The organism is Candidatus Poriferisodalis multihospitum (genome assembly GCF_028283155.1).
GTDB lineage: Bacteria > Actinomycetota > Acidimicrobiia > Acidimicrobiales > Poriferisodalaceae > Poriferisodalis > Poriferisodalis multihospitum.
Map to the genome: position 1 here is coordinate 1 of NZ_JAPYOK010000088.1, position 19,052 is coordinate 19,052.

18 protein-coding genes are annotated in these 19,052 nt (G+C 67.4%); 10 read left to right on the forward strand and 8 right to left on the reverse strand.

Translation table 11 applies throughout. From position 1 onward, the window contains the following. Positions 1–232: hypothetical protein (locus VI480_RS08695; protein WP_323672437.1), on the forward strand; the 232-nt coding region annotated here is incomplete at its 5' end. A 137-nt stretch (positions 233–369) separates the two neighbouring features. Here VI480_RS08695 and VI480_RS08700 read toward each other — a convergent pair. From VI480_RS08700 to VI480_RS08715, 4 genes are all read right to left on the reverse strand, one after another. After that, positions 370–1,230: an alpha/beta hydrolase gene (locus VI480_RS08700; RefSeq protein ID WP_323672438.1), complete on the reverse strand. Its 861-nt coding sequence runs from the start codon at positions 1,228–1,230 to the stop codon at positions 370–372. Then, positions 1,227–2,510 (reverse strand): LLM class flavin-dependent oxidoreductase, encoded by a 1,284-nt coding sequence (locus VI480_RS08705; protein ID WP_323672439.1) that lies wholly within the window; start codon positions 2,508–2,510, stop codon positions 1,227–1,229. Before VI480_RS08705 ends, VI480_RS08700 begins: the two co-directional genes overlap by 4 nt. A gap of 47 nt (positions 2,511–2,557) precedes the next feature. Beyond that, entirely contained in the window at positions 2,558–3,880 is a 1,323-nt protein-coding gene (locus tag VI480_RS08710) for a cytochrome P450 (RefSeq protein ID WP_323672440.1), read from the reverse strand. Between the two features lie 74 nt (positions 3,881–3,954). Continuing rightward, complete coding sequence (locus tag VI480_RS08715) at positions 3,955–5,103, reverse strand: acyl-CoA dehydrogenase family protein (protein WP_323672441.1); 1,149 nt, start codon at positions 5,101–5,103, stop codon at positions 3,955–3,957. A gap of 88 nt (positions 5,104–5,191) precedes the next feature. Here VI480_RS08715 and VI480_RS08720 point away from each other — a divergent pair, with 88 nt between their 5' ends. Continuing rightward, positions 5,192–6,556: a M20/M25/M40 family metallo-hydrolase gene (locus VI480_RS08720; RefSeq protein WP_323672442.1), complete on the forward strand. Its 1,365-nt coding sequence runs from the start codon at positions 5,192–5,194 to the stop codon at positions 6,554–6,556. A 45-nt stretch (positions 6,557–6,601) separates the two neighbouring features. Here VI480_RS08720 and VI480_RS08725 read toward each other — a convergent pair whose 3' ends face one another. Beyond that, on the reverse strand, positions 6,602–7,312 hold the full coding sequence (locus tag VI480_RS08725; protein ID WP_323672443.1) for a hypothetical protein: 711 nt from the start codon (positions 7,310–7,312) through the stop codon (positions 6,602–6,604). A 163-nt stretch (positions 7,313–7,475) separates the two neighbouring features. On the opposite strand from VI480_RS08725, the gene VI480_RS08730 reads away from it, so the two are divergent. The 6 genes from VI480_RS08730 to VI480_RS08755 all read left to right on the forward strand — a co-directional run bounded on the left by VI480_RS08730 (position 7,476) and on the right by VI480_RS08755 (position 14,423). Continuing rightward, positions 7,476–9,194 (forward strand): N-acyl-D-amino-acid deacylase family protein, encoded by a 1,719-nt coding sequence (locus VI480_RS08730; protein WP_323672444.1) that lies wholly within the window; start codon positions 7,476–7,478, stop codon positions 9,192–9,194. A 144-nt stretch (positions 9,195–9,338) separates the two neighbouring features. Then, positions 9,339–9,815 carry a peptidylprolyl isomerase gene (locus VI480_RS08735; protein ID WP_323672445.1) on the forward strand — a complete coding sequence of 159 codons (477 nt, stop codon included), beginning with the start codon at positions 9,339–9,341 and terminating at the stop codon, positions 9,813–9,815. A gap of 102 nt (positions 9,816–9,917) precedes the next feature. Further along, entirely contained in the window at positions 9,918–10,736 is an 819-nt protein-coding gene (locus tag VI480_RS08740) for an enoyl-CoA hydratase (RefSeq protein ID WP_323672446.1), read from the forward strand. Between the two features lie 78 nt (positions 10,737–10,814). Continuing rightward, positions 10,815–12,455 (forward strand): cation:proton antiporter, encoded by a 1,641-nt coding sequence (locus VI480_RS08745; protein ID WP_323672447.1) that lies wholly within the window; start codon positions 10,815–10,817, stop codon positions 12,453–12,455. Continuing rightward, the gene (locus VI480_RS08750) at positions 12,452–13,258 is read left to right on the forward strand and encodes an inositol monophosphatase family protein (RefSeq protein ID WP_323672448.1); all 807 of its coding nucleotides are present in this window, start codon (positions 12,452–12,454) and stop codon (positions 13,256–13,258) included. The genes VI480_RS08745 and VI480_RS08750 overlap by 4 nt, the downstream gene beginning before the upstream one ends. Then, on the forward strand, positions 13,248–14,423 hold the full coding sequence (locus tag VI480_RS08755) for an AI-2E family transporter (protein ID WP_323672449.1): 1,176 nt from the start codon (positions 13,248–13,250) through the stop codon (positions 14,421–14,423). The genes VI480_RS08750 and VI480_RS08755 overlap by 11 nt, the downstream gene beginning before the upstream one ends. Here VI480_RS08755 and VI480_RS08760 read toward each other — a convergent pair. After that, positions 14,414–15,139, reverse strand: a complete 726-nt coding sequence (locus VI480_RS08760; RefSeq protein ID WP_323672450.1) for a M23 family metallopeptidase — start codon at positions 15,137–15,139, stop codon at positions 14,414–14,416. The two genes, VI480_RS08755 and VI480_RS08760, sit on opposite strands and share 10 nt — an antisense overlap. Positions 15,140–15,235: 96 nt before the next feature. Between VI480_RS08760 and VI480_RS08765 the strand changes: the two genes are divergently transcribed. Beyond that, positions 15,236–15,511, forward strand: coding sequence for a DUF4031 domain-containing protein (locus VI480_RS08765; protein WP_323672451.1), 276 nt, complete (start codon positions 15,236–15,238; stop codon positions 15,509–15,511). Here VI480_RS08765 and VI480_RS08770 read toward each other — a convergent pair. Further along, positions 15,474–16,163 carry an alpha/beta fold hydrolase gene (locus VI480_RS08770; protein WP_323672452.1) on the reverse strand — a complete coding sequence of 230 codons (690 nt, stop codon included), beginning with the start codon at positions 16,161–16,163 and terminating at the stop codon, positions 15,474–15,476. The two genes, VI480_RS08765 and VI480_RS08770, sit on opposite strands and share 38 nt — an antisense overlap. Before the next feature lie 143 nt (positions 16,164–16,306). Between VI480_RS08770 and VI480_RS08775 the strand changes: the two genes are divergently transcribed. Next, complete coding sequence (locus tag VI480_RS08775) at positions 16,307–18,097, forward strand: acyclic terpene utilization AtuA family protein (RefSeq protein WP_323672453.1); 1,791 nt, start codon at positions 16,307–16,309, stop codon at positions 18,095–18,097. A gap of 13 nt (positions 18,098–18,110) precedes the next feature. Here the strand turns inward: VI480_RS08775 and VI480_RS08780 are convergent, their stop codons facing one another. Continuing rightward, a complete protein-coding gene (locus VI480_RS08780; RefSeq protein ID WP_323672454.1) occupies positions 18,111–19,052 on the reverse strand; it encodes a hypothetical protein in 942 nt (313 codons plus the stop codon).

Consider the following 19,052-nt stretch of genomic DNA (forward strand, 5'->3'; position numbering starts at 1 on the left):
CTCCGGGTTCGGCGTCTCCAAACACCGATCCCAGCAGGGCCTCGACCCCTACAAACAGACCCTCAACCCACCCTCAACCCACAAAACCGCGAAGGGCCACAAGATCTGGAACGTGCTATTCCTCATTGGCACTTTTGTCGTTCACGCGCGCGTGCTGCGCTCCATCGCGAGCGAACGGCCAGTGCTGCTACGTGAAGCCGTTGACTGCCTCACACTCGGTCAGCTCAGCTAGACCGTTGAACGCGGCCATTCAGAAACAGACACAATTTCTGCCTGACCACCCAGCCAGTGAGCGGCAGTCAGCCCGGCTCGATGCACTGTGAGCGCCCTGATGACCGGGGGATCGGTCGTCCGGTGTAATGAGTCAATTCAGCCAGCGAGGTGAGCGGTGACCGCCGCCACTACGGCTGCCGGTTGCTCGTAGGGGAGCATGTGGCCGGCGCCGTCGACCAGCTCGACGGTCGCGTCGGGCAGTGCCGCCTGCCACGCGTCGGCGTACGCAGGCGGGATCAGCCGGTCTTGGCGGCCCCACACCAGCAGCGTGGGCACCGTTACCCGGTAGGCCCGCTCGGAGAAGCGCCGGTTGGGGATCGGGAACAGGATCTTGCCGGCCATGCCCTGCTGGCGAGCACGCGCCACCATGAACCGCGTCAACGTCTCGTTGTCGGAGAAGTCGGCGCCGCCGGTCAGCACTTCCTCGCCCACGTTGGGATCAGCGAAGAGCACCTCGGCGAGCTGGTAGGGGAGCATCGCGAAGATGTCGGGAATCGGGTGGTCGCCCAGCCACATCCCCGCCGGGCACAGCAAGGCCATGCGAGCCACCGACTGAGGCGCCAGTGCCGCCATCTCCGCAGCGATCATGCCGCCCATCGAGTGACCCATCAGGTGCAGCTCGCCTGAGCCGGAGCCCGAGAGCAAACCCATCTCGGTGGCCACGTCCCAACCGTGCAGGGCAAAGTCCTGCATATCGGACAGGCAGTCTTCGTCGCCGTGCTCGCTCCAAGCGGGCCACACCGGTGCCACCACGCGCAGGCCGGCCGCGGCCAGGCCGTCGAGCACCGGCTCGCCCGGCAGCCAGCCGCCCGCGCCGTGCAATGCCAGCACGGTCGCCGTACCGGATGCATCAGCACCTGCAGGCTCGTAGACGCGCACCGGCGCGGTCACCGATCGCCGGGTCGTGATGACGACCTCTTCGAACGCCTGCGCAGGAGCAGTATCGGTTGCGCTCATGCCATCGTGCCCTTGGGCGCCTCGGGGTAGCGGCGGGCGTCGGCCATCGTGTCCTCGGGGCGCACTCGGTCGTCCATCGGCTTGCACCACCAGTCCTCCGCGTCGGAGAACTCGTCGCCCCAGATGCCGCGCAGGCCGGGCATGACCTTCTCAGCGAAGAGCTGGCTGGAGTAGCGGGTCTTCCAGTCGGGCATGTTGCCCATGTGCAGCAGGCAGAACACCGTGCCGACACGCAGTCGCTTGATCATGTCCTCCATGCGCTCGCGCACGGTGTCAGGCGAGCCGGCGATCACGTAACCGCCCTCGACCAGGTCCTTCCAGGTCAGCCGCTTGAACAGCTCCTGGTTCTCCTTGCGGAACTGGTCCAGCTTGCCCGCCTGGATCGTCTTGACCGTCCGGTAGCCGGGCGGGTCGGCGAAGCCCGGAAACACGTGCAGGCAGCGGTTGAAGAAGTACAGCATGTGCTCGCTGTACAGCTCTTCCGCCTCGGCGTCGGTGGCCGCCGTGCAGATGATCTGGGCAAACCCGGCACGGCCTGGCGACATGGACTTCTCCATCTCGCCGACCCGGTTCCAGTAGCCGTCCATCAGCGTCTGGCCCGCCAGGTACCCGTTGAAGCTGAGGTAGGAGTAGTTGTAGTCGTTCTTGAGACAGAAGTCCCACGTCTCGATTGAGCCGCCACCGGGGATGTAGATCGGCGGATGGGGCTGCTGGATGGGCTTGGGCCAGCAGTTCACGTAGCGCAGCTGGGTGTACTTGCCGTCGAAGGCGAACACCTCCGGATTGGTCCACGCCTCCATGATCAGATCGTGGGCCTCGTAGTACTTCTCGCGGGTCAGTGCCGGGATCTGCCCGTAGGTGAAGTTGGTGTCCATCGGGGTGCCCACCGGGAAACCGGCCACCAGCCGGCCGCCGCTGAGGCAGTCGAGCATGGCGAATTCCTCGGCCACCCGGTGCGGCGGGTTGTACAGAGCGATCGAATTGCCGATCACGCAGATGGCCGCCTGCGAGGTCCGCCGGGCGAGGCCGGCAGCGATGATGTTGGGGCTCGGCATGATGCCGTACCCGTTCTGGTGATGTTCGTTGACGCCGATGCCGTCGAAGCCGAGCTCGTCAGCGAACTCGAGCTGGTCCATGTACTCGTGGTAGACGCCGTTGGCGCGCTCGGGGTCGAACAGCGAGCCGTCGATGTCCACCCACACCGATCGGTGCTCGGTCTTGAAGTCGTCGGGCAGATCGGGCCATGGCATCAGGTTGAACCAGCAGAACTTCACGGTCATGTGAGGACTCCTTCGGGGGTTGGGCTCAGCCGCAGCAACGGTCGCGGCTACCGCCGGGTGACTTGGACGGGGAGGTGGGTGTAGCCGTGAATAAACGACGAGAGCGAGCGCTGGGGCTCGGCTTGGACTTCGATGCGCTCGAAGCGCGGCAGGATCTCCTCCCACAGCACCCGCAGCTGCAGCTCGGCCAGCCGGCTGCCGAGGCAGTAGTGGAAGCCGTAGCCGAACGAGAGGTGACTGGCGGCGTTGTGACGCTCGATGTCGAGGTCGTCGGCGTTGTCGCCGAAGATCTCCTCGTCTCGATTGGCCGAGACGTACCACATCAGGACCTGATCGTCCTTGCGGATCTGCTTGCCTCCGACCTCGCAGTCCTTCGTGGCGGTTCGCCGCATGTACGACAGCGGCGTCTGCCAGCGGATGATCTCCGGGACGAAGCCAGCGATGAGATCGGGGTTCGCGATGAGCTTGTCGTACTGATCGGGGTACCTGTTGAGCGCGTACACGCTGCCCGACATGGTGTTGCGTGTGGTGTCGTTGCCGCCCACGATCAGCAGGATCAGATTGCCGAGGTGGGCTGCGGCGGGAAGGTGGCTGGTGGCATCGCCGTGGACCAGCATCGAGATCATGTCGTTGCCGGGGTTGCTCCGCCGCTCTTCCCACAGCCGCTCGAAGTACGGGAGGCAGTCGGCGAACTCCTCGCGCCGCTGGGCGCTGGTCTCGACGATCCCGTCCGGACCGGGGATGGTGGTGACCAGGTCGGACCAGCGGGTGAGCTTGCGGCGGTCTTCCAGCGGGAAGTCGAACAGGGTTGCCAGCATCAGCGTGGTGAGCTCGACCGACACCGTGTCGACCCAGTCGAACGTCTCGCCCTCCGGCAGGGAGTCGAGCACCTTCGTCGCGCGTTCCCGGATGAGCGACTCGAGGTCTCGCAGGTTGGTCGGGGCCATCATCGGCTGGACAGTGCGGCGCTGGCGGCGGTGCTCGGGCGCGTCCATGGTGATGAAAGAGTTCAGCGGCGTCGTCGGCGGCAGATCAGTGTCTGTGGGCGGGCCGATGGTGATGCCGTGAGCCGAGCAGAACGTCTCGTCGTCGCTCTCCACCTCGCGGACGTCGGCCCATTTCGTGACTGACCAATAGCGTCCTGCGGATCCCAGCTCGTTGAGGTGAACGGGATCTTCCCGACGCAGCCGTGCGAAGTGATCGTGCCAGCGATCCTCGCGAAACAGATGAGGATTCAGCGGGTTGATCTCATCGATGGCGAGATCGGCGGCGGCTGGGACGCCCGCGCCGAAGTGCGCTTGCTCTCGGTCGGGACTCACCGCGTTGCCGGCCCGCCATTCCTCCCGTTCAGCCTCGGTTGCAACCGCCATGTCGGCTCCCTCGCCACTCTGTGCTCTGCGCAGGGCTGTGTTCCGGCCGTGTGACGCCGACCGGCCCGCCAACCTTAGGGCGACGGCTCGCGCGGCAGGCCGAGCACTCGCTCGCCGATGATGTTGCGCTGGATCTCGCTGGTGCCCCCGGCGATGCGCATTCCCGGCGCATACAGGAATGCCTCGGTTTCGTCCGAAGCGAGCATGGCCTCGGCGCCGCGCAGGCTGGCGCCGATGGCGACCTCGTCGTACCCGAGTTCGCTGTTTGCCAACTTGGCCACTGGCGCCATGAGCGGATCAGCGCCGTGCAGCTCCATCAGCGCCGCCAGCGCGTTTCCCCGGGCGTGCAGTTCAGCGAGCGACTGGCGACCCAGCGGCCCCGCATCGCCTGCCGCTTCGATCATCTCGGTGAGGCGTTTGCGGAGACTGATGACCCCGGACGAGCCGGCACCGCCGCGCTCGTCTTCCAGGACCGCCATGGCGACGCCCCAGCCGCCACCGCGCTCGCCGAGCAGTGCGTCGGCGGGCATAGCGACGTCGTCAAAGAAGACCTCGCAGAACTCGCTGTCGCCGGTCATCTGCTTGATGGGCCGCACCTCGATGCCCGGCAGCGTCATGTCGAGCAGGAAGAAGCTGATGCCGCGGTGCTTTGGGGCATCGGGCTCGGTGCGGGCCATCAAGATGCCGTACTCGGCGAACTGGGCGTTCGACGACCACACCTTCTGGCCGTTCAGCACAAAGTGGCTGCCGTCGGGCACCGCAGCGCTGGTGAGCCCGCCCAGGTCCGAGCCGTTCCCGGGCTCGCTGAACAGCTGACACCACAGCACCTCGCCCGTCAGGATCGGGCGCAGGAACTGCTCACGCTGGCGCTCGGTGCCGGTGCGCATGATGGCTTCGCCCGCCAGCACGATCCCCTGCAGGTTCAGGTAGGGGGCAACGCTTGCGCGTTCGCACTCCTCCATCCACACGCCGGTATGCGCCCGGGTCAGCCCGCGACCGCCGTATTCGGTCGGCCAATGCAGCCCGGCCCAGCCGTGGTCGTAGCAGTAGCGCTGCCAGACGCGGGCCTCTTCATGCAGCGCAGGCACCAGGATCGCGCCGTACGCAGGGCACGCCACGCCCGTTTCGACGGCTTCGCGCAGGAATGCAGCCGTCGTCGCTCTGAACGTCTCAAGATCGGCAGCCGTCGATGGGCCGGCGGATGTGTCAGTTGCCGCGTTCATGGCGCTCACCGTAGCCGTGGCTGTGCAACTGCGACCAAGATCGCCGGCTCGCCATTCGGGGTGCATGCGCAGTCGTAACATCGCTGCCATGGGCCAACTCGACCACACCGATCCAGCGCTGACCAACCAGACCATCGAGCTGTTGCAGCAGCTGATCCGCAATGCCTGTGTCAACGACGGGAGGGTCGAATCGGGCGAGGAGGTCCGCAACAGCGACCTGCTGGAGACGTACCTGGAAGGTCCTGGCGTCGACATGCAGAGCTTCGAGTCCGAGCCGGGCCGGAAGTCATTGGTGGCCCGCATCTCGGGCACGGACCCGTCGGCGCCCAAGCTGTGCCTGATGGGTCACACCGACGTGGTGCCGGTGAACGCCGACGGCTGGAGCCGCGATCCGTTCGGCGGCGAGCTGGTGGACGGCGAAGTGTGGGGACGCGGGGCGGTCGACATGCTCAACCTGACCTCGTCGATGGCGGTGGCGTTCCGTCACATCGTGCGCAGCGGCTACCGGCCGAAGGGCGATGTCATCTACTTCGGTGTCGCCGACGAGGAAGCGGGCGGCACTTACGGTGCCAAGTGGATGGCCGAGCACCACTGGGACGCCATCGAGTGCGACTACGTGCTCACCGAGTTCGGCGGCATGCCGAACCACACGCCCCAGGGCACCAAGATCACGCTCGCAGCAGGCGAGAAGGGGATCGGCTGGCGCCGGCTCACCGTGCGCGGCACACCCGGCCATGGCTCGATGCCGTTCGGCACCGACAACGCCCTCATCAAGGCGGCCGAGATCGTGCGCCGCATTGCCGAGTACCGCCCGGCGCCTCAGCTCACCGAGATGTGGCAGCACCATGTCTCAACGCTGAGAGTCGACGACGAAACCCGCGAGGCGCTGCTCGACCCGGCCCGCGTCTACGACGCCGTGGCCGGCATCGACTCACCGGGCCTCGCCCGCCATCTGCACGCATGCAGCCACACCACATTCAGCCCGAATGTCGTGGGCGGCGGCAACAAGACCAACATCATTCCTGACAAGGTGGAGATCGAGGTCGACATCCGCACCGCACCGGGCGACCCCGTCGAGGTGAATGAGCACCTGCGGGCGGCACTCGGCGAGCTGTTCGACGAGGTCGAGATCGAGCACCTCCACGACGATCCGGCCAGCTCCTCACCGACCAACACGCCGATGTGGCAGTTGCTGAGCGAGCTCGTCGCCAAGGCACACCCGGGCGCGCCGGTGATCCCGCAGCTGATCGTGGGCGCGACCGATGCCCGCTTCTTCCGTCTCATGGGCGCAGTGGCCTACGGGGCGGGCCTGTTCAGCAACCGGGTCAACTCCGACGACTTCATGCTGCGCTTCCATGGCAACGACGAGCGAGTCGACGTCGATTCGCTCGCACTCAGCACGCAGCTGTGGATTGACGTGATCCGCAATCTCGGCGACGTGGCGAACCGCTAGTCCCTGTCGCCGCCGCAGCGGTCACATGGATGCAGGCCGTTGCGCCTAGCCGGTGCAGGCCACCCGGGGCTCGATGTGGGGGAGCCGCCCGGCTCGCAGTGAGATCACCGCGCCCGCCTCGTCGACTTCCCACACCACGCGCTTGTCGATGTCAGGGGCGTCCACCGGCACGTACTGGATCGCTGAGAGTCCCGGACCGTCTTCGATCCTGTCGCCGAAGGCCTCGATGATCTCGCTCCGGGTGGAGCCGATGCCGTAACCCGAGATCGTCGTGATCGGACCGGCTTCGATGTCGACGCGCACGATCTCGGCATCGACGGCCAGGAACCGGACGCCTTCAGGACCGTTCTGGACCGTGTAGTAGCGGCAGGCGTCTGAGCCACCGGGAACGGCGATCATCAGGGAACCGGCGGCGGTCCGGGCGTCTTCGAGCGAGTGCCCGATCTGCACTGGCCCCAAGCCGGCGGTCGACAGCTTCGACTCCACCGTCACGTCGGGACCGGCCTCGTCCTCGGACATGTCATCGCCGGCCGCCGTCGTCGTGGGCACGGCCGTCACGACCGTGGTGGGCTCGTCGTCGGTGTCCGACATCATCGCGTCATCAGCGGCGGTGGTCGTGGTCGCGTCGGTGTCGTCGTCGCTCAGCAGGCCGCAGGCGCTGACCAGCATCGCAGCGGCCAGCGCTGCAGCAAGCACACGCCAGCGTGCGGTGCTGCCTCGCGGCTCAGCGTCTCGGCGGGAGTCGGGTCGGTGCACGGCAGTCGCCCTTCCAGTCACAGCTCTCTGGGGAGTCGGCATCCATTCGAGAGTACCGAAGCCAGCAGCGGGGCGTGGAGACACGCTGCGCGGAGACACGGCGGGGGAATCCCGGTGGGCGTAAGCTCACGCGACGGGTAGCTCACACGAACGGGAGCGCGCGATGTCCCACGACACAGTCATTCGAGGCGGCTTGGTGGTCGACGGCACCGGCAGCGATGCCAAGATCGCCGACGTTGCCATCGACGGCGAGAGGATCACCGCGGTAGGCGAGGTCACGGCGTCGGGGCGCACAGAGATCGACGGTGCCGGCAAGGTCGTCACGCCCGGATTCGTCGACATCCACACGCACCTCGACGCGCAGCTCGCCTGGGACCCCATCGGCTCGAGCTCGTGCTGGCACGGCGTGACCTCGGTCGTCATGGGCAACTGCGGGGTCACGTTCGCTCCGGTGAAGACTGAAGACATCGAGTACATCGCCGAGGTCATGGAGTCGGTCGAGGACATCCCGAAGCAGTCGATGATGCAGGGCCTCCCGTGGGACTGGCGTTCCTACGGCGAGTATCTGGCCTTCTTGGACGGCATGCCCAAAGGCCTCAATGTCGGCGGCATGGTCGGGCATGTCGCCGTCCGCTGGCACACGATGGGCCCCGACAGCCTCGACGAGCGACCTGCATCGCAGTCGGAGATCGCAGCGATGTGCGAACTGGTGGACGAGGCGATGGGGTCGGGCGCGTTGGGCTTCTCGACGTCGCGCACCTTGCTCCATCGCACGCCCGACGGACGCCCGATCCCGGGCACCTTCGCCGACGACAACGAGCTGTACGCCTTCGGCGACGTGCTCGGCCGCCACGGCCGCGGCGTGTTCGAGTCGGCGCCTCGCTTCGAGGCTGCCGGGCCGGACTTCGCCGGAGGCCGCCACGAGATCGAGGTGCTCGGCGAGATCACGCGGCGCAGCGGCCGGCCCAGCACATTCGGCTTGGTGTATTCGGCTCGCAAGCCCGAGATGAGCGACCTCGTGCTCGGCTACGTCAGCGAGCAGAACGCCACCGGCGCGAACCTGCGACCGCAGACCACCTGCCGTGCCATCGGCGTCGTGCTCGGAATCCAGCACCGCACGCCGTGGGACCGGGCGGGCGACACGTGGCGTTCGCTGCGCGACCTTGACGTGGCCGGTCGCCTCGAGGCGATCCGCGATCCTGCGACCCGTGCGGCCTTGGTGGCCGAAGCCAACTCGTCGGACAAGAACTCGACCGGCATGGCGAACTCGCTCGTTGACCTGAGCCGCCTGTACCTGCTCGATGCGGTCAACCCGAACTACCGGATCGGGCCCGACGGCACGCTCGAGGCGCAGGCTGCGGCAGTCGGCGTCTCGCCGGTGGAGCTGTTCCTGGATGCCACCGATCGCTCCGACGGCACCGTGATGCTGAGCCTTCCCGTGCTCAACCAGGATTTCGATGCGATTGAGCGGATGCTCAGCCACGACGCCATCGTGATGGGCCTCGCCGACGCGGGCGCCCACGTCGGCCAGATCATGGACTCCAGCCAGCCCACCTTCTTCCTGAGCCACTGGGTGCGCGACAACGGGTTCTTCTCGCTGCCCGAGGGCATTCGCCGGATCACCTCTGACACGGCCGACTTGTTCGGGCTGGTCGACCGGGGCCGGCTCGAAGCCGGCCGGTTCGCCGACATCAACGTCATCGACGTCGACGGCCTGTCGCTGTCTGGTCCTGAGTACGTGTACGACTTCCCGGGCGGCGCGGGCCGCTACATCCAGCGTGGCGACGGCTATGACGCCACGCTGGTGAACGGGCAGGTGTTCATGCGCGACGGCGAGCACACCGGCGCACTCGCCGGCCGCATCCTGCGTTCAACAGACTGACTGGCCGGAGCTGCTAGTAACAGATGCCATAGCAGCGGAGGCGGCAGGAGACTCGGCGACGTTGCGACCTGCTGGATCGCTGGTCGCAGAGGGTTCTGCCGCCTCCGCTGCGGGCGCACCCGTGGCGGGTAGCGTCGCTGGCTCATGTCTTCTGCACCTGCAATGAACATCAACACCGATGCGATCTGGCGTGTCACCCTCGACACGTCCAAGGGCCGCATCGTCATGGACCTCGACCCCCAGCTCGCCCCGGTGACGGTGAACAACTTCGTCAACCTGGCACAGGACGGCTACTACACGGGGCTGACCTTCCACCGAGTCGTGCCCGACTTCGTCATCCAGGGCGGTTGCCCGGAGGGATCTGGCCGTGGCGGCCCGGGGTACCGATTCGCTGACGAGCCTGTGAAGGGCGACTACGCGCTCGGTGCCGTGGCCATGGCCAATGCGGGGCCAGACACCAATGGCAGCCAGTTCTTCATCTGCATCGACGACTGCCGCGCCAAGCTGCAGCCTGCCTACAACCTGTTCGGCTGCGTCACCGAGGGAATGGACGTGGCGCTTGCCATCGCCGTCGGCGACACGATGGACACTGTCACCGTCGAAGAGATGCCTCGCAACTAGCGCGAGTAGCGTGGCCGCGACGGTGTCTGCACCGATGCGACCAGACGCGTCGGCACAAGCACCGATGCGCTTGGCGCATTGGAATCAACAAGGAGGACCCCGATGAGCGGCCAGACCAATGACACAGTGCTGTACGAGGTTGACGACGGCGTGGCGGTTGTCACGCTGAACCGTCCGGAACGCCTCAACGCCTGGACGGGCGAGCTGGGCGCCGGCTACTTCGACGCCCTGGATCAGGCCGCCGCCGACCCTGACGTTCGAGCCATCGTCGTGACCGGGGCAGGTCGGGGATTCTGCGCCGGGGCCGACATGGACAACCTGCAGGGAATCAGCAGCGGGCAAGGCGAAGGCTCCGATGAGGCCCCGCCCCGCCTGCGTAACGAGCGTCACGACTACGCCCTGTCCATCCCCAAGCCGGTGGTGGCAGCGATCAACGGGGCATGCGCCGGACTGGGCTTCGTGCACGCCATGATGTGCGATGTCCGATTCGCGGCCCAGGGCGCCAAGTTCACGAGTGCATTCGTGCGCCGCGGCCTCATTGCCGAACACGGCGTCTCATGGATGCTGCCCCGCGTCGTCGGTCCGTCGAATGCGCTCGACATCCTCATGTCGGGCCGCGTCTTCCTGGCCGACGAGGCCAAGGAGATGGGAGTGGTCAGCAGGGTCTTCGCGCCCGACGAGTTGCTCGACGAGGCAATCAGCTATGCGGGTGATCTGGGGCGTTTCAGCGCTCCGTGGTCAATGGCCCAGATCAAGCGCCAGGTATGGGGACAGCTCGATGAGGCACGGAGCGACGCCTTGGAGGAGTCCAACGCGCTTATGCGGGAATCGCTCACACGACCGGACTTCAAGGAAGGCGTCCAGAGCTTCGTGGAGCAGCGCGACCCCAACTTCGAGCCGGTCTCGGCTGCTTCTGATTGATCTGGGTCTGAGTCATCTGGGAGCTGATCGACTCCCTGAGCACATGGTTCTGGCGCCTGCCGGGGCGGTGACACGACAGTGAACGACACGCTCGTCGCGTTCGCGGTCCTCGCCTGGCTGGCATACCTCGCCAGCCGGCTGCTGGCACGCCACCACCTGCCCGAGCTGGTCGCATTCCTCATAGTCGGCGCCCTGCTCGGCCCCTCGGGGCCGCCGGCAATCAACCTGATCGACGAGCCCTCCCTGATCGCGCTGCGTCCGGTCACGGAGGTGGCGCTGGCCGTGCTCATGTTCGTGATCGGTGAGCGCGTCTCGGTGCGGGCGCTGCGCGCCGCCCGTTGGACGCTGACCACTGGTGTGGTCCAATTTGCCCTGAGCGCAGTCGCGGTCTTCTGGGTGACCAGCAGGCTGGGAGCTGACCGCCCTGTGGCGCTGGTGCTGGGAGCGCTCGCGGGAGCGGGTGCCCCGATGACGATCGCACACATCGTGAGCTCAGTGCGCGCCCGCGGCAGTTATCCCACCGGCATCGTGGGCACCCACGCGGTGTCCGATGCGCTGGCCACCACCACGTTCGCGGCAGTCCTGCCCATTGCCGTGGTGCTCTCCGACGAGGCTGCCGATGTCGGCGGTGCCGTGCTCGATTTCGTGCAGCTCGGCATCGGCGGCGCGGTGCTGGGACTGCTCGGGGGCTGGTTCATCTCGCGTCTCGGGTTCCAGATCGAGACCTCCGGTGAGCTCCTGCTGTTTGTGCTGGTGCACATCGTGATCGGGTGGACCATCGCCGGCTGGTTGGACATCTCCCTTCCGCTGGCTGCGCTGGTTGCCGGCGCCACGGCGGCGACGGTGTCGCCGCAGGCGTTCTCGGTGCGACTGTTCCGGACGATCAAGACGATCGAGCAGCCGCTGTACCTCCTGTTCTTCGCGCTGGCCGGCGCCTCGATCCACCTCTCCGACGTGCCCAAGGTGGGTCTGGTGGGTGTCGCGTACATCGTTGTGCGCGTCGCAGCCAAGATCGTCGGAGGTCTCGGCGGAGGATTGGTGGGGGGCCTGGGCTGGCGGAGATCGTTGCGACTGGGGGTCAATCTGACGCCGCAGGCCGGCGTTGCCGTGGGCCTGGCGGTCATCGCGTCGGAGCGGCTCGGCGACCCGGGCGCAGAGGCCGCCACGGTGGTGCTGGGCGCCGTCGTGCTGTTCGAGCTGGTCGGGCCGCTGCTGGTTGCCCGGGATCTGCGCGGCTGGTCGTCTTCTGAAGACGAGAACGGCGCCGCCCCCGAGGAGTTCGAGTTGCCCCATCGTGTGCTGGTAGCGGCGCCGGTCCCGGTGGAGCTGCCCGAATGGCTGATCGATCAAGCGGCGCGATGGCGGTCGTCGCTGGTCGTGCTGATGCCGGGGGAGCGTGACGAGCCGCACGCTGTCAAGATCGGCGAGCTCTGCGGCAGCCGCGATGTCGACTTCGAGTTCCGCTCGCTGCGCAACGAGAGCTTCACTGGTGCGGTGGTGCGCTCGCGCAGCCAGCATCACGCTGACTTGGTGGTGCTGTTCTCCCAGCGTCCGCCCACAGGCGCCTCACGCTTGGTCCTGCTGCCTTCGGAACGGATCGCCCGGCAGCTCCCTGTGCCGGTGCTGAACTTCCCGCTGAGTCCCGACATCGTTGATGAGGCCGATGAGGCCCCGCGGCAACGACGGCTGCCGTGGCAAGGCACAGGCCGCGGCGAGTGAGTGCGCCGCAGGCAGACGGCGGCCCGGCGGGGGAATCACTGGTCGCGGCCGTCCGCGATATCGCTACCGAAGCCGGCGCGCTCACGCTGCGATGGTTCGGCCGGCGCGATCTCGGCGTCACTTGGAAGCGCGACGGCACCGAGGTGACCGAAGCCGACCGGGCGGCAGAGCGCCTCGTCCGCGACCGGATCGCCGAGCTGTTTCCCGACGACGCGATCTTCGGCGAGGAAGAGGGCGGCTCGATCCGGCCCGACGGCCGGACATGGATCGTCGACCCCATCGACGGGACGAGGGGCTTTGTGCGGGGCGTCCCCCTGTACGCGACGCTCGTCGCGCTCGTGGATCCTCACGGACCGTTGGTGGGAGTCATCGACCTGCCGGTGCTCGGGCAGACGCTCGCCGCCGGCAGGGGTTCGGGCTGCTGGCTCGACGACCACCGCTGCTCGGTGAGCGATCACCCTGACCTCAGCGGGGCGCTCGTGAACACTTCCGACTACAACACTTTCGAGCCGATCCAATTCGAGGCATTGCGCTCTCGTGGCGCGATGATGCGCACATGGGGCGACGCCTACGGATACTTCCTGGTGGCGACCGGTCAGGCTGAGGCCATGATCGACCCGGTGTGCGAGACCTGGGATCTGGCGCCGATGCCGGTGATCTTGGCCGAGGCCGGCGGGGCCTTCACCGACGTCGCTGGCCGGCTCGAGTACCGCAACCGCAACGGCGTCGCTACCAATGGTGTGCTGCACCCAGCGGTTCTCGACGCGATGGGCGCCGGGCACGGGGGCGATCGTGGCAAGTGAGGCCCGGCGCAGGGCGGAGCTGCGGTTGCCCGAGCGTGACCGGATGCCGCGCTGGGTGCCCCGCGCCATCGGCCTGCTCATGGCGGCGGTGGTCGGCCTCGCGACCGCTGCGTGGCTGATCGACAAGCTGCGCGACCTCCTGGTGGTACTGCTCGTCTCGCTGTTCCTGTCGTTTGCGATGGAACCGGCAGTCAATTGGCTGGCGCGCCGGGGCTGGAAGCGGGGGCTCGGCACAGCGGTCGTCTTCTTGGCGTTCACCGTGGCTGTCGCTGGATTCGTCGCGGCGATGGCGTCGGTGCTGGCCGACCAGATCACGAAGCTGATCGACGCGGCGCCCGGCTATCTGGCCGACATCGAGCGGTGGGCAGACGACCAATTCAGCATTCAGATCAGCACCGACGACCTGAGAGCCCAGTTCACCGAAGGCGGGAGCGCGGCATCGCTGCTCGGTGATGTCGCCGGCAACTTGGTGTCGGTCGGCTCGACAGTGGTGAACGTGGCAATACAGATGCTGACCGTTGCGCTCTTCACCTTCTACCTGGTTGCGGACGGCCCGCGGTTGCGTCGCCTGGTCTGCTCGGCGCTGGCGCCCGCTCGTCAGGCCGCTGTGATGCGTGGCTGGGAACTGGCCATCGACAAGACCGGCGGCTACATCTACTCGCGGACCTTGCTCGCGATGGCGGCATTCCTGGTGCACTGGGCGGCCTTCGCCATCATCGGTGTGCCGTTCCCGATCCCGCTGGCGATGTGGGTGGGCGTGCTCTCGCAATTCGTGCCGGTCGTCGGTACATACCTGGCGGGACTGCTGCCGTTGCTCATTGCTTTGCTCGACGAACCGATCTCAGCCCTCTGGGTGGCCGTGGTGGTGCTCGCGTACCAGCAGATCGAGAACTACCTGCTGGCACCGCGTGTGACCGCCCACACCATGAACATCCATCCTGCGGTGGCCTTCGGGGCCGTGTTGGTAGGGGCAGCCCTGCTGGGCTCGGCTGGCGCACTGCTCGCCGTGCCGGCGGCCGCAACGGTTCAGGCATTCGTGTCGACGTACATCAAGCGGCACGAGCTCATCGAGTCCGAGTTGTTCGAGACCCACGAGGACGAGGACGGGGAAGATGCAGCTGACGACACGGACAACCCGGTCGACACGGGTGAACCTCAGGCGTGACCCGGGGGCGGCTCGGGCCAAGGTGCGACGTAGTCCAGTGGATTCACGGCAGCACCGCCCAGACGCAACTCGAAATGCAAGTGCGGGCCGGTGACTGCCCCGGTCGACCCCAGCCGCCCGATCCGATCGCCGGCCTCCACCTGGTCACCCTCACGCACGCTCACGCTGCTGAGGTGCGTATAGACCGTGGCCACCCGGTGTCCGTGGTCGATGATGACCGACCGGCCATACGCAGCGAAGCTCCCGGTGGCCATGACGCTCCCCATGCCGGACGCGAGGACGGGTACGCGCCAGCGCCGCTCCCGGTCGACGAGATCGACTCCGGTGTGCGGCAGCCACCGTTTGCGCACTGGGTGGTAGCGGGGGCCGAACTCCGAGGTCATGACGGGATCGGCGAGCGGCATGCGGAGTTCGCCGAAGAGCGGCACGCGAAGCGGTTCACAGGCCTGCCCTGCGGTGATGATCGAGGCGATCCAGTCGTCATAGATGAGAGCGCCTTCGATGGCGGGGCCCATATACGGAAGCCACGGGAGCGCCGGTTCGGGGAAGCATGCGTTGAGGTGCTGGCTGACCGGGGCTATGTCGACGGGTACCTCGGTCGCCTGCGCTGACTGGTGCGAGCCGATACCGATCCCGGTGAGAGCGAGCAGGGCGGCTGCGGCAGCGCGCGCCAAGGCCCGAGATGGCCGTCGTGCGCGCTGGAACTGCCCAATCACACCGCGCCTCCCCCCGTCAGGCGCCTCGTTGGGAAGGCAAGCCTATTTCGTCCCGCTGTCCAGCGCGGCCGGAGAGTCATATACCAAGCTGGACCGATGGCAATCCTGGTTGACGAGGCCCGCTGGCCATGGCGCGGCCGCCGCTGGGCTCATCTCGTTTCCGACGAGAGCTACGACGAGCTGCACCGGTTCGCGGCGCTCATAGGCAAGCGGCGGGCTGCATTCCAGGGTGATCACTACGACGTCGATGAGACCGAGCGAGAGCTGGCGCTGCAAGCGGGAGCAGTTGCTGTGAACAGCCGTGAGTTGGTGGCTCGGCTGCGGGCGGCAGGGCTCAGAAAACCTCGAGGTGTTCCATCACCGCGTCGATGAAGCCGAAGTTCTTGGGCGTGGCGAAGTGGTCGCAGCCACGCAGCCCGGTGAACGAGGCGTCCGCCAGGGCGTCGAGCAGCGGGTCGGCAGGGCCGGCGAAATCCTCGGTGCCGAGCACGACCCTCACGGGATGGGTGATGCGTGCGAACTCGTCGTCTCCGAGCGGCGCGTGCTTGCGGCGCATGAACGCAGCCAGTGCTCGGCCGTCCTGGTCCGGCTCGGCGGCATAGCGAGCGAAAGTCTGGGCGTGCACGTCATCAGCCTCGGCCTCCCCGGAGACGCCGCGTGCGATGCGCTCGGCCTGCTCGTCGTCGCGTTCGAACAGATTCCGGCCGACACCCGAGACCACCAGGCGGCCGAAGCGTTCGGGTGCCATAGCCGCCATAGCCAGCAGCGTGCGTGATCCCATGGAGAAGCCGACGCCGTCGACGGTCTGCTCGCCGACTTCAGCTGCGAGCCGCTCCACCAGCTTGGCCTCCATGTCGGCGTAGCCGGCTGGGTCGTGGTGCTTCTCGGCCGAGCCGTGGCCGGGCAGATCCCACGCGATGACCTCGCGGCCGCCGTCGGACAGCAGATCGATGATGCCGGTCGGCTGCCAGGTGCTCGCTACCGAGCCGGTGAAACCGTGAAGCAGGAGCACAGGATTTGCCATGGCCGGAAGTCTCGCAGAGCGGTGACCTACCCTGCATCGGAGCCCAGAGGCTGAGCCGGCAGGCGAAGCCGTGGCCCGAGCGGCCCGTGAGCGAAGCGAACAAGAGCGGGAAACAAGCGCCAGCGACGAGAGGTTCCACCAACATGAGCACGACCACCGCACCGCCCATCCGGATAGCCAACTGCAGCGGCTTCTTCGGAGACCGGCTGTCTGCCGCCCGGGAGATGGTGTCGGGGGGCCCGATCGATGCCCTCACGGGCGACTGGCTGGCCGAGCTGACCATGCTGATCCTGTCGCGCATCGCCGCCAAGCGACCCGGCGCCGGCTACGCCCGCACCTTCGTCACGCAGATGGAGGAAGTCATGGGCACCTGCTTGGACCGGGGCATCAAGGTGGTGTCCAACGCCGGCGGTCTCAATCCGTCTGGGTGCGCCGACGCCGTGGCCGATGTGGCGGACCGGCTGGGTCTGAGCCCGTCCATCGCCTATGTCGACGGTGACGACCTCACCGACCGGTTGGGGGAGCTGATCGCAGCCGGCAACGACTTTGCCCATCTCGACACCGGCCAGCCCCTCGGCGAGCTGGCCGATCGAATCGTGACCGCCAACGCCTACATCGGCTGCTGGGGGATCGTCGAGGCGCTGAACCAGGGTGCAGACATCGTCATCACCGGGCGAGCCACCGATGCAGCCGTGGTGGCCGGTCCTGCGGCATGGCATCACGGCTGGACTCGTGACGACTGGGATGCGCTTGCCGGCGCCATCGTTGCCGGGCATGTGATCGAGTGCGGCGGGCAGGCCACGGGCGGCAACTACAGCTTCTTCACCGAGATCGCCGACATGACCTACCCAGGGTTCCCGTGGGCGGAGGTCGCCGCGGACGGCTCCAGTGTGATCGGCAAGCACGCCAGCACCGGCGGGGAGGTTTCGGTGGGCACGATCACCTCCCAACTGCTGTATGAGATCCAGAGCGAGCGCTACATGAACCCCGATGTGGTGAGCCGCTTCGACACCATTGAGCTGGACCAGATCGGGCGAGACCGGGTGCGCATCAGCGGCACCCGGGGCGAGCCGGCGCCGCCCACGCTGAAGGTGGCCATGAACTACCAGGGCGGCTTCCGCAACCAGATCTCGATCGGGCTGACCGGGTTGGACATCGAGGCCAAGGCGGAGCTCATCGAGCGCCAGTTCTGGCATGCCTGCCCCTACGAACCCGACGACTACGAGACCGTGGTGCGCAAGTTCCTGCCGACCCACAAGGCCGACCCCGGCACCAATGAGGAGGCCGTCGCCGTCTACAAGATCATCGTGAAGGACCCTGATGAGCGCAAGGTCGGCCGAGCATTCTCGAATGCGGGCACCGAGATCGGCCTGTGCTCCATTCCCGGGATGTTCGGCACCGGCGGAGGCCCCGGGGCGGGCCAGCCCTTCGGCGTGTACTGGCCCGCCCTCGTGGACGCATCGCTGGTTCCGATGCAGGTGGTGGTGGACGGTCGCCGCACCGTGGTCGACAGCACCCCACCTGATGTTTCGTCTGCTCAGGCCCCATCTGACAGGGGCGAGGCGGCTCCGGCCGAACGAGTGGCGCCGCCCGGCGGGCCGACGCGATCCGTGCCGCTCGGCACGCTGTTCGGCACCCGGTCCGGAGACAAGGGGCCGAACGCCAACTTGGGCGTCTTTGCCCGCTCGGCTGAGGCCTTCTGGTGGCTGTCGGATTTCTTGACTGTCGGGCGACTTGCCGGGCTGATGCCTGAGGCCGCCGAGCACCGGGTGGATCGCTACGACCTGCCCAACATCTGGAGCCTCAACTTCATCTTCCACGGGCTGCTGGAGGAGGGTGTGGCGGCGTCGACGCGGCAGGATCCGCAGGCGAAGGCACTGGGGGAGTACCTGCGCGCCAAGATCGTCGAAGTTCCCGTGGCATTGCTGCCGTAGAGAACGCGTTTCGCTAGCGATTCTGCAGGTCTTGCAAGGGCATGCGTGGACCGTGGCGTGGGGGTGGGCCGGCTGACTTGGCCAGTGCCTGAACTCTGGCGCGCTGGCCTTGGTAGGGCTCGAGGAGTTCGAGCATGCGGTCGTCGTCGCCGCGCCGTTCGCCGGCTAGGTGCCAAGTGACGTAGCTGGGGATCTGGTAGTCGCCGACGATCACCGAGTCGGGATCGCCGTGGCAGAGCAGCACGATGATCGACGCGGTCCACGGGCCGATTCCCCGGACGCTCTGCAGGCGTTCACGTGCCTGCTGCGGCGGGCATTGAGCCAACCGCTCCAGCGTCGCTGCGCGGCGGGCACCGGCGATGATCGCCTCGGCACGACGACGCTCGATGTCGAAGCGGTGGAACTCGTGATAGGCGAGCGAGGCCATCAGCTCCGCCGTCGGGGGCAGTCGCAGAGCGCTCGGGATGGGGCCGGGCGGTTGCCTGCCCCAGCGCCGCAGGATTCCCTGCCACGAGTTCTTGGCATTCAACCCCGGCACCTTCTGGCCGCAGACAGTGGGCACTACGTGCTCCCAGATCGTGCCGGTGGCGGTCAGCCGGCGCGCGGGCCAGCGGCGCATCCAGCCGGCTACGACGGCATCTTGGGGCACGAGCGCAGTGGGATCGTCATGGGCGCCGAGCAGCGCCGGCACACCCGCCGCAGCGATCTCGGCGCCTGGTCCCCACCCGGCCACATCTGCCATGTGCCCCGAGCGCGTGATGCGCAGCGTGGCTTCGCCCGCAGGTGTGTCCCGGGTGCGCCAGATGTCGGGTCCGTCGTAGAACACGGGGCCTAGGGCGCCCTTTCCGCCGACGCGCCCGAGCGACCTGCCGGGGTCCAGCGAGTAGTCGAATTCGAACCGCTGCCTGATGTCGGGTGTGCCGGAACCTGGCGTCGTCGCCGTCGAGGACCGCAT

Coding starts and splice junctions, on each gene's coding strand:
- VI480_RS08700 (WP_323672438.1), bottom strand. CDS start 1,230: ATGAGCGCAACCGATACTGCTCCTGCGCAGGCGTTCGAAGAGGTCGTC.
- VI480_RS08705 (WP_323672439.1), bottom strand. CDS start 2,510: ATGACCGTGAAGTTCTGCTGGTTCAACCTGATGCCATGGCCCGATCTG.
- VI480_RS08710 (WP_323672440.1), bottom strand. CDS start 3,880: ATGGCGGTTGCAACCGAGGCTGAACGGGAGGAATGGCGGGCCGGCAAC.
- VI480_RS08715 (WP_323672441.1), bottom strand. CDS start 5,103: ATGAACGCGGCAACTGACACATCCGCCGGCCCATCGACGGCTGCCGAT.
- VI480_RS08720 (WP_323672442.1), top strand. CDS start 5,192: ATGGGCCAACTCGACCACACCGATCCAGCGCTGACCAACCAGACCATC.
- VI480_RS08730 (WP_323672444.1), top strand. CDS start 7,476: ATGTCCCACGACACAGTCATTCGAGGCGGCTTGGTGGTCGACGGCACC.
- VI480_RS08735 (WP_323672445.1), top strand. CDS start 9,339: ATGTCTTCTGCACCTGCAATGAACATCAACACCGATGCGATCTGGCGT.
- VI480_RS08740 (WP_323672446.1), top strand. CDS start 9,918: ATGAGCGGCCAGACCAATGACACAGTGCTGTACGAGGTTGACGACGGC.
- VI480_RS08765 (WP_323672451.1), top strand. CDS start 15,236: ATGGCAATCCTGGTTGACGAGGCCCGCTGGCCATGGCGCGGCCGCCGC.
- VI480_RS08770 (WP_323672452.1), bottom strand. CDS start 16,163: ATGGCAAATCCTGTGCTCCTGCTTCACGGTTTCACCGGCTCGGTAGCG.
- VI480_RS08775 (WP_323672453.1), top strand. CDS start 16,307: ATGAGCACGACCACCGCACCGCCCATCCGGATAGCCAACTGCAGCGGC.
- VI480_RS08780 (WP_323672454.1), bottom strand. CDS start 19,052: ATGCGGTCCTCGACGGCGACGACGCCAGGTTCCGGCACACCCGACATC.